This is a genomic window from Allobosea sp. TAF32, assembly GCF_052113585.1.
Taxonomy (GTDB): Bacteria; Pseudomonadota; Alphaproteobacteria; order Rhizobiales; family Beijerinckiaceae; genus Allobosea.
This window is the reverse complement of the sequence record NZ_JBFRDM010000004.1, coordinates 1-15,190: the sequence shown is the minus strand read 5'-3', so window position 1 is coordinate 15,190 and position 15,190 is coordinate 1. Positions and strand designations below refer to the sequence as shown.

At 64.2% G+C, this 15,190-nt stretch carries 14 protein-coding genes and 1 tRNA gene; 8 read left to right on the top strand and 7 right to left on the bottom strand.

What is annotated here, in order from left to right:
• Window positions 1-87: 87 nt before the first annotated feature.
• Window positions 88-1,209 (bottom strand): COX15/CtaA family protein, encoded by a 1,122-nt coding sequence (locus tag AB4Z16_RS10100; RefSeq protein WP_441511213.1) that lies wholly within the window; start codon window positions 1,207-1,209, stop codon window positions 88-90.
• 78 nt (window positions 1,210-1,287) lie between these two features.
• Here AB4Z16_RS10100 and AB4Z16_RS10095 point away from each other — a divergent pair, with 78 nt between their 5' ends.
• On the top strand, window positions 1,288-1,497 hold the full coding sequence (locus tag AB4Z16_RS10095; RefSeq protein ID WP_441511212.1) for a DUF2842 domain-containing protein: 210 nt from the start codon (window positions 1,288-1,290) through the stop codon (window positions 1,495-1,497).
• Between the two features lie 6 nt (window positions 1,498-1,503).
• Here AB4Z16_RS10095 and AB4Z16_RS10090 read toward each other — a convergent pair whose 3' ends face one another.
• A complete protein-coding gene (locus AB4Z16_RS10090; protein ID WP_441511211.1) occupies window positions 1,504-2,556 on the bottom strand; it encodes a polysaccharide deacetylase family protein in 1,053 nt (350 codons plus the stop codon).
• 130 nt (window positions 2,557-2,686) lie between these two features.
• Here AB4Z16_RS10090 and AB4Z16_RS10085 point away from each other — a divergent pair, with 130 nt between their 5' ends.
• Window positions 2,687-3,913 (top strand): GNAT family N-acetyltransferase, encoded by a 1,227-nt coding sequence (locus AB4Z16_RS10085; RefSeq protein ID WP_441511210.1) that lies wholly within the window; start codon window positions 2,687-2,689, stop codon window positions 3,911-3,913.
• Window positions 3,914-3,928: 15 nt separating this feature from the next.
• On the opposite strand, the gene AB4Z16_RS10080 is transcribed toward AB4Z16_RS10085, so the two are convergent.
• Window positions 3,929-6,094: a GumC family protein gene (locus AB4Z16_RS10080; RefSeq protein WP_441511209.1), complete on the bottom strand. Its 2,166-nt coding sequence runs from the start codon at window positions 6,092-6,094 to the stop codon at window positions 3,929-3,931.
• A 180-nt stretch (window positions 6,095-6,274) separates the two neighbouring features.
• On the opposite strand from AB4Z16_RS10080, the gene AB4Z16_RS10075 reads away from it, so the two are divergent.
• Complete coding sequence (locus tag AB4Z16_RS10075) at window positions 6,275-6,835, top strand: polysaccharide biosynthesis/export family protein (RefSeq protein WP_441511208.1); 561 nt, start codon at window positions 6,275-6,277, stop codon at window positions 6,833-6,835.
• A gap of 19 nt (window positions 6,836-6,854) precedes the next feature.
• Window positions 6,855-8,030 carry a glycosyltransferase gene (locus tag AB4Z16_RS10070; protein ID WP_441511207.1) on the top strand — a complete coding sequence of 392 codons (1,176 nt, stop codon included), beginning with the start codon at window positions 6,855-6,857 and terminating at the stop codon, window positions 8,028-8,030.
• 101 nt (window positions 8,031-8,131) lie between these two features.
• Here AB4Z16_RS10070 and AB4Z16_RS10065 read toward each other — a convergent pair whose 3' ends face one another.
• Window positions 8,132-8,467 (bottom strand): SMR family transporter, encoded by a 336-nt coding sequence (locus tag AB4Z16_RS10065; RefSeq protein WP_441511206.1) that lies wholly within the window; start codon window positions 8,465-8,467, stop codon window positions 8,132-8,134.
• Window positions 8,464-8,829 carry a DMT family transporter gene (locus AB4Z16_RS10060; protein WP_441511205.1) on the bottom strand — a complete coding sequence of 122 codons (366 nt, stop codon included), beginning with the start codon at window positions 8,827-8,829 and terminating at the stop codon, window positions 8,464-8,466. Before AB4Z16_RS10060 ends, AB4Z16_RS10065 begins: the two co-directional genes overlap by 4 nt.
• Window positions 8,830-9,356: 527 nt before the next feature.
• On the opposite strand from AB4Z16_RS10060, the gene AB4Z16_RS10055 reads away from it, so the two are divergent.
• Together AB4Z16_RS10055 and AB4Z16_RS10050 are read left to right on the top strand one after the other, a co-directional pair.
• Complete coding sequence (locus tag AB4Z16_RS10055; RefSeq protein WP_441511204.1) at window positions 9,357-10,910, top strand: undecaprenyl-phosphate glucose phosphotransferase; 1,554 nt, start codon at window positions 9,357-9,359, stop codon at window positions 10,908-10,910.
• Window positions 10,907-12,175, top strand: coding sequence for an O-antigen ligase family protein (locus AB4Z16_RS10050; RefSeq protein WP_441511203.1), 1,269 nt, complete (start codon window positions 10,907-10,909; stop codon window positions 12,173-12,175). The genes AB4Z16_RS10055 and AB4Z16_RS10050 overlap by 4 nt, the downstream gene beginning before the upstream one ends.
• A gap of 52 nt (window positions 12,176-12,227) precedes the next feature.
• Here AB4Z16_RS10050 and AB4Z16_RS10045 read toward each other — a convergent pair whose 3' ends face one another.
• Both AB4Z16_RS10045 and AB4Z16_RS10040 read right to left on the bottom strand, forming a co-directional pair.
• Window positions 12,228-12,458 carry a hypothetical protein gene (locus AB4Z16_RS10045; protein ID WP_441511202.1) on the bottom strand — a complete coding sequence of 77 codons (231 nt, stop codon included), beginning with the start codon at window positions 12,456-12,458 and terminating at the stop codon, window positions 12,228-12,230.
• A 117-nt stretch (window positions 12,459-12,575) separates the two neighbouring features.
• Window positions 12,576-12,749, bottom strand: a complete 174-nt coding sequence (locus AB4Z16_RS10040) for a hypothetical protein (protein ID WP_441511201.1) — start codon at window positions 12,747-12,749, stop codon at window positions 12,576-12,578.
• A 218-nt stretch (window positions 12,750-12,967) separates the two neighbouring features.
• Here AB4Z16_RS10040 and AB4Z16_RS10035 point away from each other — a divergent pair.
• Window positions 12,968-13,045 (top strand) — tRNA-Pro (locus tag AB4Z16_RS10035).
• Window positions 13,046-14,007: 962 nt separating this feature from the next.
• On the top strand, window positions 14,008-15,190 hold a 1,183-nt coding region (locus AB4Z16_RS10030; RefSeq protein ID WP_441511200.1), incomplete at its 3' end, for an acyltransferase family protein.

Sequence of the window (15,190 nt, the reverse complement as noted above, 5' to 3'; positions counted from 1 at the left end):
AGCGGAGCCACGCACCTCCCGAGACCTGCAGACCAAAAAGGCGCCGGCGACGGCGCCTTTCTGTTTATGCGACGGTCGGCGAAAATCTCAGCAGCGCGCCGCCTGCTCAGTGCGCGTGAGGTGCACCACGCCCATCGCCAGAACGGCGAAGCCGAGCGCCTGATGGGCGAGCCCGGCCCAAAGCGGTACGACCAGCAGCAACGTAACGATGCCGAGCGCCGATTGGGCCAGCACGAGCCCGGCGATGGCGGTCGCGCGCTTGGCGCTGCCCGATCCCGGCGCGGCGCGGCGCAGCCGCAGGACGTTCCAGAGCGCGACGGCAAAAAGAACGTAGGCGCCGATGCGGTGGTCGAACTGCACGAGCGCAACATTGTCGACGAAGTTCTCCCAGAACGGCGTCTGGGCGAAGAGCAGCGAGCCGGGCGGGACGAGCGTGCCGTCCATCAGCGGCCAGGTGTTGAAGGTGAAGCCCGCCTTGGAGCCGGCGACGAGGCCGCCGAGCGCAACCTGCACGAAGAGCAACAGCAGGAGCAGCCAGGCGGTCGCCCTGCCCCGCGCCGGTTCGACCCGCCGCAGCGGCGTCAGCGTCGTCGCGAAGGCCACGACCGAAGCAAAGAACAAGCCGGCGAAGGTGAGATGCAGCGTCAGCTTCACCGGAGCGACCGCGACCATGCCGGGCTGGAGGCCGGACGCGACCATGATCCAGCCGATCGCGCCCTGCAGGCCGAGCAACAGCCCCATGCCGAACAGCGTCGCGATCTGCCGCGCCGGCAGCAGGCGGCGCAGCGCCACGACGAGGAAACCGGCGAGATAGATCAGCCCGATCAAGCGGCCGAGCTGGCGATGGCCCCATTCCCACCAGTAGATGAACTGGAATTCGCCAAGGCTCATGCCGTTGTTGAGGATCTGGTACTGCGGGCTCGCCTGATACTTGGCGAACTCCTCGGTCCAGGCCCCGGCCGAGAGTGGCGGCAGCGCACCTGTGATCGGCTTCCATTCGGTGATGGAGAGGCCCGAGCCCGTCAGCCGTGTCGCGCCGCCGACGACGACCATCAGGAAGACGAGGCCCGCCACCGCCCAGAGCCAGCGGCGGATGCCGGCATGAGCGGCCTTGGCGTCGGCGCGGGTCTGGTCGAGGGCGAGGGTCACGGGCGGGCTTTCGGTCGCAGATGCTGGCTGGCGCTTCACAAGCGCTGATTGCGGTGACATAGACCCGTCGCGACAGCGCGACAACGCCTGCAATGCCGCAGGAGCGATGCAAGGCCCGAGCGAGCGGCGGAGAACCCGATGAGACAACGCAACCGCAAGCTGCTCGGAACGGTGCTGATCCTCGTCTTCGTCTGCGTCTACGCGCTGGTTGCGATGGCGCTGGCGCAGGGCCGGATCACCGAGGCGCCGAAGCTCGTCCAGACGATCGCCTATGTCGCGCTCGGCCTCGCCTGGGTGCTGCCGCTTCTGCCACTGATCAAATGGATGGAGCGCAAGGACGAGGCCTGAGCCTCGTCAGGCGATATCAAGGCTGCGTCCCCGGTTCCGCAGCCAGAACGGCAGCCCTGACAACAGCGCCCGCAGCGCAGCCTCGTTCTGGTGGAGGCCGTTGAGCGAGACGCGCGGCAGGGCATGGAGATGGGCGGCGTGCTCGGCAAAAAGATGCCCCGGCCGCGTCGTGACAGCGCTTTCGAAGCCCGCCTCCCGCGCCAGCGCGAATTCGCGCGGCCCAGCCGAGCCGGGATCACCGACAGGATAGGCGAAATGGCGGATCGGCATTGCCAGTTCCGCCTCCAGCCGCGCCTTGCTCTCGGCGATCTCGCGGCGCGCGGCCTCGGCATCATGTTTGGCTAGCATCGGATGCGTCAGGGTGTGGGCGCCGATGGTGATGCCCGGCGCGCCGGAGAGCGACCGTAGCGTCTCCCATGGCAGGCATTCGCGCTCGACCAGAGCCGTGGCATCGATGCCGGCCTGCGCGGCAAGCTGGGAAATCGCCGACAGGAGAATCGTCTCCGGCCCTTTGCGCAGACGCCAATAGAGCCTGTCGAAAGCACGATTCTTCTCGGCGTCGGTCTCGGTGCGGGCCGTGCAGGGGCCTTCAGGCAAGGCGATGTCGAGCCGCGGCAAGATACGGATCGCCTCTTCCAACTCCAGCCACCAGAGCCGCGCCGTGCGATCGGCAAAGCCCGGCGTAACGAAGAGCGTCCACGGCGCGCCATGCTTCGCCAGCACCGGCCACGCGTGATCGACATTGTCGCGATAGCCGTCGTCGAAGGTCAGCGCGACGAAGAAACGGCCGCGCTTCGGCTGCTGCAGGCGCAGGACGGCCTCGTCGAGCGAAACGATGTCGTAGCCCTCGGCCCGGATGAGGCTGAGAGCCTCGTCGAGAAACTCGGGCGTGATCTCCAGCAACGCGTTGGGCGCGAAGCCACGCGCCAGCCGCGGACGGACATGGTGCAAGGTCAGGATCATCCCTGCGCCTTGCGCAAAGCTGCGGCCCCAGCGATCCGCGCCCGTCGCCGCCATCAGCTTGAATGCGGCCGCGATGGCCTTGTGACGTCCGTTCATCGCCATTCCGTGCAACCACCCGCTAACGCTGTTGCACAATGGCGCTGCCGGGCCGGAGGATCATGACCGATCCGTTCACAATGACGGGTTAAGGAGGATACGCCTCAATCCGCCGAGGGGCCGAGAAGCCATGCCTGCCATCGCCGCCGAAACATCGCACCCGCGAACCGATGCCGCTGCCAGCCATGCAGAGATGCGGCCCTGGGCATCGATCTCCGTGGAGAGCGACATCCGTTCGCTCGAGGGGGCCTGGCTTGAATTCGAGGCGCAGGCGCTGGTCACGCCCTATCAGGCCTATGGCTGGGTCCGCCCTTTCGTCGAGACGGTGGGCGCCGCCGAGCTAATGACATTCCGCTACGCGTTGCTTCGCGACGCGCAGGGAGCGCTCTGCGCGCTGCTGCCGCTGGTCATCACCCGTCGCAACGGCATCCGCTTCGCCGAGTTCATCGGCGGCAAGCATGCGAACTACCATATGGGTCTCTATGCTCCTGCCTTCGCCGCCAGGCTCGATGCAGCGCTTGCGCAGCAGATGCTCGCCGAGATCGGCGCGGCGATCGGCGGTCTGGACGCGCTCGTCTTCGTCAATCAGCCGGCGCGATGGCAAGGCCAGGCCAATCCGCCTGCCCTTCTCGCCGCCGGCCCGAGCCCGAGCCGGGCCTACAAGCTCGCGCTGATCGCTGGCGACGGCGATGCCACGCTGAAGCGCTCAATGAGCAGCCATGCGCGCAAGAAGCTCAAGAACAAGCACAGCCGCTTCAGGGATTTCGGCCCTTCGACGATGATCCGCGCGGGAACGCCCGACGAGATCGAGCGCGTCCTGTTGGCGTTCCTAGAACAGAAGGCGGCGCGCTTCCGCGCGATGGGTGTGCGAGATCCGTTTGCCGAGCCGGCAGTGCGCGCATTCCTGTCGCGCGCGGCAGTCGGCACGGATGAGGCGGCGCCGAGGATCGAGCTCTACTCGCTCGATCTGGCGGGGAAAAGCGTCGCCACCTATGTCGGCGCCGCGCAAGGCGAGCGGTTCTCGGGGATGGCGACCTCGTTCGACATGGACAGCGAAACCATCCGGACCAGCCCGGGAGAATTGCTGCTGGCCGAGCTGATCCGGCAGAAATGCAATGATGGGTCGGCCGTCTTCGATCTCGGCGTGGGCGAAGCACGCTACAAGACCACCTTCTGCGACGACCATGACGATCTGGTCGACACCTTTCTGCCGCTCACCTTGAAGGGCCGGCTCTTCGCCGCGACGGCCCGGGCGAAGCGGGAGCTCAAGCGGCGGATCAAGGCCTCTCCCTTAGCGCTCAGGCTGGCGCAGCGAGCATCGGGCTGGCTGCACGGCAAGAAGCGCGACGAGGAATAAGCTCCGCCGAGGCGATCATGCCCCGGCCGACACCTCGGTGCGCGGCGACGAGACCGCGGGAACGCCGCCTTCGGCATCGAGGACAAGCGTGACCGGCGCCTCGGTGAGCTCGCTCAGGCGATAGGCCGCTTCGAGGGCGTGGCCATTGCCGAACTGGCCGCTCATCACCAGCCCGCCCTGGGCGCGGCGGGCGACGGGGCTCAGCATGGCGCCATCGTCGCTGGAAGCCGCGGCGACCAGCACCCAGTCATAGGTTTCGCAGAGCGCATCGAGTGCTACGTCGACGAGATCGGGCGCCGCCAGCACGGCGGCACGGCCGGCACGGCCGGGCCCGATGCTGTGCAGGCGTGAGCCCGGCGCGCGCATGATGATGTCGGAGAACAGCGCCTCGCCTGCAAGGAGCTCGGAGAAGCCGGGCTCGTCGTGCTCATCATCTGCCGCCAGGTCGATAAGAATGCAGCGGCAGCGCTGCGCCAGCAGCTTGGCAAGGTCACGCGCGTTGGCAGCCCCCTCTCCGCCGCCATCGAGCACGAGCATCATCGGGGCCATGCCGCGCGGCGCCTCCTGCGTCCGCTCGGCGATCTCCGCGAGCACCCGCTCCGGCCGGTCGAGGTCGAGCCGCAGCTGACCCAGGCGCCCGGCATGGGTCAGCAAGCCGGCGACCCGCTCGTGCCGAGGCTCTTGCGGCGCAGGCCTTGCCTGCTCCGCCTCGTCCTCGTTCGTGCCGGCTGCGACCCAGCGCGGCCGGCGCGGAGAGTCCGGCAGCGGCCGGCCCTGGCCGTCGAGCAACTCACGCGTGACGATCGTCGCCAGCGCGACCAGGAAGGTCGCGAGCGTGGCAACCAATATGACGGGAACCTTCTTCGGGAAGGACGGCTCGGTCGGCTCGACGGCGCGCGAGATGATGCGGGCATCCGCCGGCGTGGCATTCAGCGTGTCCCGCGCCACCGCCTCGCGATAGCGCTGCATATATTGCTCGAGCTGATCGCGCAGGGTGCGCGCCTCGCGCTCCAGTGCCCGCAGCTGCACCTCGCTGTCATTGGCGGACGACACATTCTTCTTCTGTCCGTCGAGCGCCGCCTGGAAACTCTCGACGCGCTGGCCCGCGATCTTGGCTTCGTTCTCCAGGGTCCGCACGGTCCGCTCGGCTGCGGCGCGCAGCTGCCCTTCGAGGTCGAGAAGCTGGGCGTTGAGCTCCTTGATCCGTGGGTGCTCGGGCAGGAGACTGCGCGATTCCGCCGCGATCTGCGCGCGCAGATTGACCCGCTGCTCGATCAGGCGGCGGACGAGGTCATTGTTCGCGACATCGGGGATCTCGAAGGTCCGCCCCTGCTTGATCGCATCGCGGATCAGGCCGGCCTTGGCCTGCGCCTCGGTCTGCTGGCTGCGGGCGGCCGAAAGCTGGCTCGAAAGATCGGTGAGCTGCTGCGAGGTGATGGTCGTGTTGTTGGAGCCGACCAGAAGGCCGTTTTTGGAACGGAAATCCTCGACTTTCGCCTCGGCCTCGGCGACGCGCTTGCGCAGCGGCTCGATCGTGGTCGAAAGCCAGTTCGAGGCGCTGCGGGCATTCTCCTGCTTCGCCGCCTCCTGGAACTCAAGATAGGTCTCGGCGATGGTGTTCGCCGCTTTCGCAGCCAGAGCCGGATCCACCGAGGTGAACTCGATCGACACGATGCGTGAACGGCCGACAGGGAAGACCAGCAACCGGTCAAAATACTTTTCGAGGACGCGATCCTCCGGCGAGCGATCGGCGGGGTGCCCCCCCAACCCGATCATGACCGCCAGCTTGCGCACGCTGCTCAGCGCGCCGACGCCGGAATCGAACTCGGGGTTCCCGACGAGACCGATGCGCTTGATCGCCTCGCGCGCCAGATCGCGCGACATGATGACCTGGACCTGGCTCTGCACCGCCTCGGCATCGAACTGACCGGAGGTGTCCGGCAGCGACTGGCCCGGCAATGCGTAGAACGTGCCGCGGCTTTCCAGCAGCAGCCGCGCCTCGCCCGTATAGCGCGGCGTCACGACGTTGACCGCAAGGAACGACAGGCCGAGCGCCGCAACCGTCGGCCCGATGATCCAGAGCTTGCGCCGCTTGATCGCGGCCCACAACGCGGAGAGGTCGAGCATGTCGCCCCGGCCATCGCCGACGCTGCGCGCTTCAATCCCTGCCTGAGCGGTCATGACACACCTCTGAACGCAATACTCACGCCTCCCGGACAGGGACGCGGCCGTCATTGAAGCCTCAGTAAGGTTATTGCCCGGTTAAGACGGCCTTCCGCCGCTTAACGCAGGCGGCCGGGAAGCCTTTTTTAACCATATGGCGCCTAAAGCTCGGGCGTATTCTGCACGGATAGCCTTGTGATGAGTCGACGCCTCGCCTCTCTCGCTTTGGCCGCCGCCATGCTGGCGGGCGCATGCGCGCCCCAATATGTGGCGTCGGACTATACACTTGCCGAGCCGGCGGGCCCCTACAGGCTCGCCAGCGGGGACAGGCTGCGCATTATCGTCTTCGGGCAGGATAATCTGTCGAACATCTATGCGGTCGACGGTTCGGGCCGGATTTCCATGCCGCTGATCAACACCGTCGAAGCGCAGGGCCGCACCACCCAGCAGCTCGCACAGGCGATCGAAGCCAAGCTGCGTGGCGGCTATCTGCGCGAGCCCAAGGTCTCGGTCGAGGTCGACACCTATCGCCCCTTCTTCGTGCTGGGCGAAGTCACCACCTCGGGCCAGTTCCCCTTCGTCAACGGCATGACCGTGCAGACCGCAGTTGCGATCGCTGGCGGCTTCACCCCGCGCGGACAGCGCTCCTCGGCAGAAGTCACCCGGCAGATCGACGGCCAGACTGTCACCGCGACCGTGCCGATCACGTACCCCGTCCAGCCCGGAGATACGATCGTCATCAAGGAACGCTGGTTCTGAAGCACAGCGGATTCCTGCCATGACGGACGCTGCCGGCACGCGCCCCTTACGAATTCTGCATGTCTTCCGCGCGCCCCTCGGCGGACTGTTCCGGCACGTCCTCGACGTGGCCCGCGGTCAGGTGGAGCGTGGGCACGCCGTCGGCATCTTCTGCGACTCGAACACCGGCGGCCCGAGAGCCGACGAAGTCTTCCGGGAGCTGTCAGGCCAGTTGGCACTTGGCGTGACGCGCGTGCCGATGTCTCGCTATCCGAGCATGACCGACGCCAAGGCGCAGCTCTCAGCCGTCGCAGTGCGGCGCAGATTGGCCCCCGACATCGTGCACTGCCATGGCTCGAAAGGCGGCGTCTACGGCCGGTTCCCGGCGCTTCTCTCGCCCGGACGACGCTATGTCACCGCCTATACGCCGCATGGCGGCAGCTTCAATTATAACCCCGGCAGCCGCGAGCACGGGGTCTATATGGCGGTCGAACGCCTGCTCGAGGGCGCAACGGACATGTTCCTGTTCGAAAGCCGCTTCATCGCCGGGCGTTTCGAAGCGCATATCGGGCATGCGCCGCGGACCGGCCATCGCGTTGTCCTGAACGGGGTCTCGGATGCCGAATTCGAGCCGATCGATCATGCGCAGGCCCAATTCGATCTGCTGTATCTCGGCGAACTGCGCTCGGCGAAAGGCGTCGACACGCTGATCGACGCACTGCAGCTGCTGCGTCAGCGCGACGGGCTGAAGCCGCGCCTCCTGATCGTCGGCTCGGGGCCGGACGAGGCCGAACTGCGGCAGATGACGCATCAGCGCGGCATCGCCGATCAATGCGTGTTCGAACCTCCGGGCCCCATTCGCAAGGCGCTGGCGCAAGCGCATGTGATGGTGATCCCGTCACGCGCCGAGTCCCTCCCCTACGTCATCCTCGAGGCGGCGGCCGCGGCGCAGCCGCTGATCTCGACAGATGTCGGCGGGATCGCTGAAATCTATGGAGAGCGGCACCGCAACCGGCTGATCAAGACCGACGATCCGCAGATCCTCGCCGGTGCGATTCGTACGATGCTCGAAACACCGGAATCGGAGCGGCTGGCCCAGGCGGTCGATCTGGCCGCACATGTCCGCCAGAACTTCTGCATCCATAACATGGTCGACGGCGTCATCGCCGCCTATCGCGACGCCATAGATCGCCGCGCGTCCTATCGGACGCGGTAACAGCGATCTATCTATTTGTTATCGAATCGGATTTTTTCGAAAAGTGGATTCCACTTTTCGGTCCGATGCTATGGTCGCGCGCGGCATGGCCTGAGGCGGCGTCAGACCAGCTTCAGCGCGGCGACGCCGGCAACGACCAGCACAATGCCGAGCCAGCCAACGGGCCGGATGCGCTGACCGAAGACCAGCGCACCGACGACCGCCGTGATCACCAGACCAGCGCCGCCCCAGACGGCATAGGCGACAGCCAGATCCATGCCCTTGATCGCCTGAGCCAGGGCAGCGAAAGCCCCCATGACGAAGACGATGCCCCCGGCGCCGGCCACGCGATGGCTCATGCCGTCCGACAGCTTCAGCAGATAGGTGCCGGCGATCTCGAAAGTGACCGCCAGCAGCAGCCAGAGGAAGGGGGCGGCCTGAATGAACGAGACATTCACACAAGCCTCCCCTCAGCGACCGGCTCATCCTGCTTGCGGCCATGGCCGACGCCGTTCTCGATGAGCAGGATGCCGCCCAGGATCGAAGCAAGGCCGAGGGCGCGGCCGGCCGTGAGATGCTCCCCGAAGAGGAGATGGCCGATGACGGCGATGCCGACGATGCCCACCCCCTCCCAGACGGCGTAAGCCACCGCCATCGGGATGACGCGCAGCGCAATGCTGAGCAGGATGAAAGAAAAGCCGATCAGGACCAGCGGCAGGGCGCCGATGAGCCAGGGTGCGGAGACGGCCGACTTCAGCGCGGCCGTCGCGACGATCTCGACGGCAATGGCCGCGAGCAGAACCAACCAGTGAAAAGACATTTTGCACACGGGCGAAGCCGGCGCTGAACATCGCAGATGCGACGCAGGGACAGCCAAGCAATCGTTAGAGTTTTAAATCGACAGTTCCGAAAAGAAGCGATTGCGGAGGCTTGACCTCGACAATCGGCGCAAGGAGAAAAATAACGCTCCCGACGCCATGCCCCAAGCGGGCGATATATGCTTCTCAGACACTCATCGCAGAGGAATATGCCGGCGCCAATCGCGATTGTCAACTCTCGATAACTTGCAATAACAACGACTTACGAGAATCCGGCTGATTTTTACGTAGCTTTACCCCCGAGCAAGCCATTGGCCCGCCACGACAAAATCGGGTTTTCGCATTATGCTTTTTCAGGCCCCGTCGCACGGGGCATTTTGAGGTCAGGGACGCCTCCGTCTCGCCCGATCCCTTTCCGATCCTGCGAAAGAAGAAGCGGCCGGGTTAAGCGTTCCGTGAGCAATTTCGGATAGACCGCGACCGGGACCGCCGCGCCCGGCGCTGCGATCCGGCTTGAGGATTGGACGCTATGGGGACTTTCGATGTCCGCGATATGATGAAGGCGGACGCGGCCGCCTCGGCAACGCCGACGATGTTCGGCGGGGCGGAAGCGGGCCAGACGCGGCGCTTTCACCCCCTCGCCGAGCGCATCGCCGCCATCCCGGTCAAGCCGACATTATCACCCGTCATGATCGAAGGTGTCGCCCGGCTGGTCGACGCGTTCGCCGTGATCGCAACAGGCGCCCTGATCTACTGGCTCTACGTGGCGGGCAGGCACGAATATGCCCTCCCCTATCAAATCGCCATCCCGGCACTCGCCGTTTCAGCTCTCGGCACCTTCCAGGCGTTGCAGCTCTACCCGATCGGTGCGCTGCGCAACCTGATCGCCAGCGCCGTGCGTCTTCTCACCGGCTGGACGATGCTCTTCCTCGTCACAATGGCGGTCTTCTTCATCCTCAAGATCAGCGATCAGGTCTCGCGCGGCTGGTTGGTCGGCTTCTACTTCGCCGGCGCCGCCGCCTTGTTGAGTGGCCGGATCGTCGTCATGCTCGGCGTGCGCCACCTGACCCGCAACGGCCGGCTGGAACGGCGCACCGCGATCGTCGGCGGCGGCGAGGCGGGCGAGGCGCTGATCCGGGCCCTCGAAAGCCAGAAGGATACGGGCCTGCGCATCTGCGGCGTCTTCGACGACCGCAACGACGAACGCTCACCCGATCTTGTCGCCGGCTACCCCAAGCTCGGCACGATCGACGACCTCGTCGAGTTCGCGCGCCGCACCAAGCTCGATCTGGTGATCTTCACCCTGCCGATCTCGGCGGAGGCGCGGCTGCTGACCATGCTGCGCAAGCTTTGGGTGCTGCCGATCGACATCCGTCTGTCGGCGCATCTCTCCAAGCTGAGGCTGCGGCCGCGCTCCTACTCCTATTTCGGCACCGTGCCTGTGCTGGATGTCTTCGACCGGCCGATCGCCGACTGGGACATCGTCGTCAAATGGATATTCGACAAGGTCGTCGGCGTGCTGGCGCTGATCGCGCTTTCACCGGTGATGCTGGCGACAGCCATCGCCATCAAGCTCGATTCCAAGGGACCGGTTTTCTTCCGCCAGAAGCGCTACGGCTTCAACAACGAGATGGTCGAGGTCTTCAAGTTCCGCTCGCTCTACCATGACAAAAGCGACTATGCGGCGGCCAAGCAGGTGACGCGAGGCGATCCGCGCGTGACCCGCGTCGGCCGCTTCATCCGAAAGACCTCGATCGACGAGCTGCCACAGCTGCTGAATGTCGTCCTCAAGGGCAACCTGTCCCTGGTCGGGCCGCGCCCGCATGCCATCCACGCCTCGACCGCCAATCGCGCCTATGAGCAGGTCGTCGACGGCTATTTCGCGCGGCACAAGGTGAAGCCCGGCATCACCGGCTGGGCCCAGATCAATGGCTGGCGCGGCGAGACGGATACCGACGAGAAGATCCAGCGGCGCGTCGAGCACGATCTCTACTACATCGAGAACTGGTCTGTGCTGCTCGACCTCTACATCTTGTTCAAGACTCCGTTCTCGCTGCTGACCAAGAACGAGAACGCGTATTGAGCACCTTCGCCGAGCACCCGTCGCATGAGGCGCCGGGCCCCCGGCTCGCGATCTCATATGCGGCGATCCAGCGCGGGACGCTCTGGCTCCTCGGCGCCTCCAGCGGCTTCGCGCTGGTCGAGCCCTCGCCCTACGAACTCGTCTTCCTGCTGACGCTCTTCGTCTTCGCCCTCGCCGGCATCCGCTTCTCGCAGAAGCTGCTGCCGCTGGCCGTGCTGCTGCTCCTCTACAACATCGGTGGCATCTTCTCGCTCATTCCATGGATGGACGAGATCGATTCGGTCCGCTTCACCGCCGTCTCCGTCTATCTGATGATCACCGGCATCTTCTTTGCGGCAATCATGGCCGAGGATGCGACGAGCCGGCTGGAGACCCTGTGGAAGGGCTACCTCTTCGCTGCCTGGTATGCGGGCATCGCGGGCGTGCTGGGCTATTTCGACGTCGCCGGCCTGGGCAGCCTCTTCACGCTCTATGGACGCGCGTCCGGCACCTTCAAGGATGCGAATGTGCTGGGCCCCTACCTCGTCCTGCCGATCCTCTATGTCCTGCACCGGATCCTGACCGGCCGGTCCGGCCTCCTCCGCGGGCTCACCTTGATCAGCGTACCGTTGTTCGCGCTGTTTCTGACTTTCTCCCGCGGAGCCTGGGGCAATCTGGTCGCTTCCGCGCTGCTGATGATCGGGCTCGCATTCCTGACCGCCCCCAATGGCACGCAGCGCAGCCGCATCGCGCTGCTGACGCTTGTCGCCTTCATGGCCGCGGCAGCCGCACTTGCCGTCGCGCTCTCCTTCGAGAACATCCGCAGCGTCTTCGAAACCCGTGCGAGTCTCGACCAGAGCTACGATCAGGGCGTGACCGGGCGCTTCGGCAACCAGTTTCGCTCGATCTCACTTCTGCTCGAAGCACCGAACGGGTTCGGTCCCCTGCGCTTCCGCTGGCATTTCACGGAAGATCCCCACAACGTCTACATCAACGCCTTCGCTTCCTATGGTTGGCTGGGCGGCGTGGCGTGGCTCGGGCTGATGGCCGCGACCTGCTATGTCGGCTGGCGCCTCGTGTTTCAGCGCCGGCCGTGGCAGCAGCATGCGATCGTGCTGTGGCCGGTCTTGTTCGTGACGATCCTGCAGGGCCTTCAGATCGACACCGACCATTGGCGGCATCTCTATCTGATGATCGGCCTCGTCTGGGGGCTCGCGGCCTTGCCGAAGCCGGCCTCACCGGCAGAAGCCGCCGCGCGGTACGAATCCGGCCGCAATCAGCGATAGCGTCGATAGTCCTGCGGGCGCCGGCATGGACCCAAGCTGCGAGGGCGACAGCTCAAACCCCGGCTGCGCCGCATCCGATCGGATCCGCCACGATGACGCGGCTCGTCTTGCGCGCCTGCTCCGCCCGCAGAGCCAGATCGACATGACGGCGATACTCTGCCCAGGTGCCTATCCTGTAGCCGCAATTGGCGCATGAAACGATGCTGGCATCGGTGAGAGCCTGGGGAATCGACACCCCCGGCGAGCCGCAATCCTCGCAATGGAACCAGTCCAGCCTCAACACGACCTCGCCTGCATTCACTTTCGCGCGGCGACAAGGCGTCGCCGACGGTCGCATCAGAGGCGGCAGCGGATGACTGATTGCTGAACGGCCGCTTCGCCGGCAAGAGAATCGGGCCGCCTATTCGCGGGAGCGCGACGATCCCTCGCCTCCGCACGTAGCCTTGAGATGCTGGATGTTGTCGTTGGAGAAAACCAGACGGAGCTTCGGGCGCTCGGCCTCCTGAAGCCGGGATGCGTCCTTCCTGCTGGCGGCCGCGCGGCGAATCTGGGCACGCCGCACGATCAGCGACATTTGATGCCTGCGTTTCATGGATGTTCATTCCCGCGCCGCGCAATGATGATTGCAGCAGGGGGCTCGATCGGCACCCCCCATATGGGGGAGGCCGTCCAGATTTTTGCACTGCGAAACAAGGCTGGGTGCCGCCCGGGAATGGCCATTCTTCCAATGCGTGCAAGATTGCTGCGAAGCGCATTGCATCTGCCGCGGCCGGCCACTATAAGCCGAGCCGTCGGAGCGTAGCGCAGCCCGGTTAGCGCACTTGTCTGGGGGACAAGGGGTCGGAGGTTCGAATCCTCTCGCTCCGACCATAAAAATCAAGCACTTAGGCTTTGACCGGAGCCACTGGCTAAAAACTTTTTTAGCCACATCGTAGCCAGCCCCCCCAACGAATCCCGCTAGCGCTTGCAATTGAAGCGCGGACGCTCGAAGGGCGGTTGCAAACCAACCTGGCGCAGTTTTCCCGCGCGCCACTGATTGAACCCTCCTGCTTTGCTGCCACCGCGGAAGCTGTCGCCTCGGCACTCCGGCCACGGAACTGCAAGCTTGCCGAAGGAATCTGCCTGGTTATCGCCTGTCTGATGGCCGTGGGCACCTATGCCCGTTTCCGGAGCGCCGGAAGTTCGAACTGGGCAGTTTAGGTTGACGGCGTCGGAGACAATTTTCCCTTTGGGCACTGTGGGTGACGGTTTCGTCATGCATTGCGGGAGGATATCTCGCCGGCCGGATGCGGCAACCAAGCTTCGACGCGACCAGCGACGAGCGGAAGCTTCGGGACGTGCGCCACGGCCTTCTCGTATGAGCGACTGGCGCATTGCCGATTTCGGTTCTCGCAACGTCTTCCCGGCCAGGATGGGTGTCGGGCATCGGGACGAGAATCTGGCGGCCGAGATGGAGACGGAGGTTTAGCCGACGGTCGGTCGCTGGCTGAGCCCGCAGATGCGACGACGACAAGGCAGAGAGGATTCCGAGAGGTGTTCGATTTCGGACATCGAGCAAGGGCTGGAGGCCCGTGAACCCCGGCGTTCGTAACTCCCGCACCAACTGATCGATTCCATAGGGAACCAATTCTCGCTCTGTTCGTTTGCCACTCGTTTGTAGCGGTGACGTTGATGGTCGCGCAGCAGTGCTGCCTAGGTTACGCCTACTTTCTCGTCTCAGCCAGGAACGTCTCGCGAAAGAAAGGAAGATTGTTTCGAGTCAAAATCCGGCTTATGTTATTGATATGACAATCAAAAGCCAATAATATCGATCTTTCCTTCGGGGGTTACCTTTGACCGTTCGGCCCAAAATGTTTGTGGCTATAGAAGGACTTCGAGGCATCCTTGCCTGGTCGGTCGTGTTTTCTCACCTCGCCTACATCTCGGCGTTCAACGCCAATGGCGTGAGCTCGCTTCTTCGAGCCGTCGGTCTTCCGTCCGTGCTGGTCTTCATTATCATAAGTGGGTTTGTCATAACCCATGTCATTCTGGAGAAGCAGGAGGGCTATGTCCCCTATATTATTCGAAGGTTTGCTCGAATTTTTCCACTGTTTGCGGTGACATGCTTTTTCGGTTTCTTCACAAGTGAGTTGCTTGCGTCGGCCCTCAGCGCGCCGGGTTTTGGCGATCCAGAGTTCGCAAGAGTAGTGAACGAGGTCGCATCGAGCGATCGAGCTCATYTGCCGATGCATSTATTCTCTCATCTTTTCATGATGCATGGCGCCATTTCAAATAACATCCTTAGCTATTCCGAATACGCCTTCAACATGCCGGCTTGGAGCATATCGCTTGAATGGCAATTTTATCTGGTCGCGCCATTGATCCTATTCGTGCTGCGTGACAAGCGGCAATGGGTTATTCCGATGGCGATTGCTGTTGCGGCTTCAGAAGTGGCGGTMCGAAAATTTGGCCTCTCAACCGTCCAGCCYGGTGCCTTGCCCCTTGCGGCTTCCTATTTTGCAATCGGCATCCTAAGTCGCCTGATCTATTCGGAGAAGCTCTGCAATCCGCAAGGACTGTTATTCGCTACCGCGCTGGCCATCGTGTTGTTGCCGTTTGAGCCATTGCGTCCCGTTTTGGTTTGGAYGGTCGTGTTYTTTGGCCTCTCCAACACAGCAGTTCACCACAAGACAGCGTTGGATGAACTCTATGCGGTTACTCTCAAGAGTCCGGCTGCGCTATATTTTGGACAACGATCATATTCAATTTACCTTTGTCACTATCCGGTCATYTCGGGCGTCGCGTGGGTGCTCTTTCGGTTGTCTGTGCCATCGAACATGCTCGTTCTGACGATCGTCAGCATCCCCCTCATCATTGTGACCGCCGATCTGGCGTACCGGTGGATCGAGAAGCCGGGCATTGCAGCGGGCAGGATACTCGCCGCAGCAATCCAGAGAAGGCAATCGATGGGGCCGTCAGAAGCAGACGGGCTGGCAGGACGAACTGCGCAGCAGGGAGAGGCCGAGATGGCAGAGA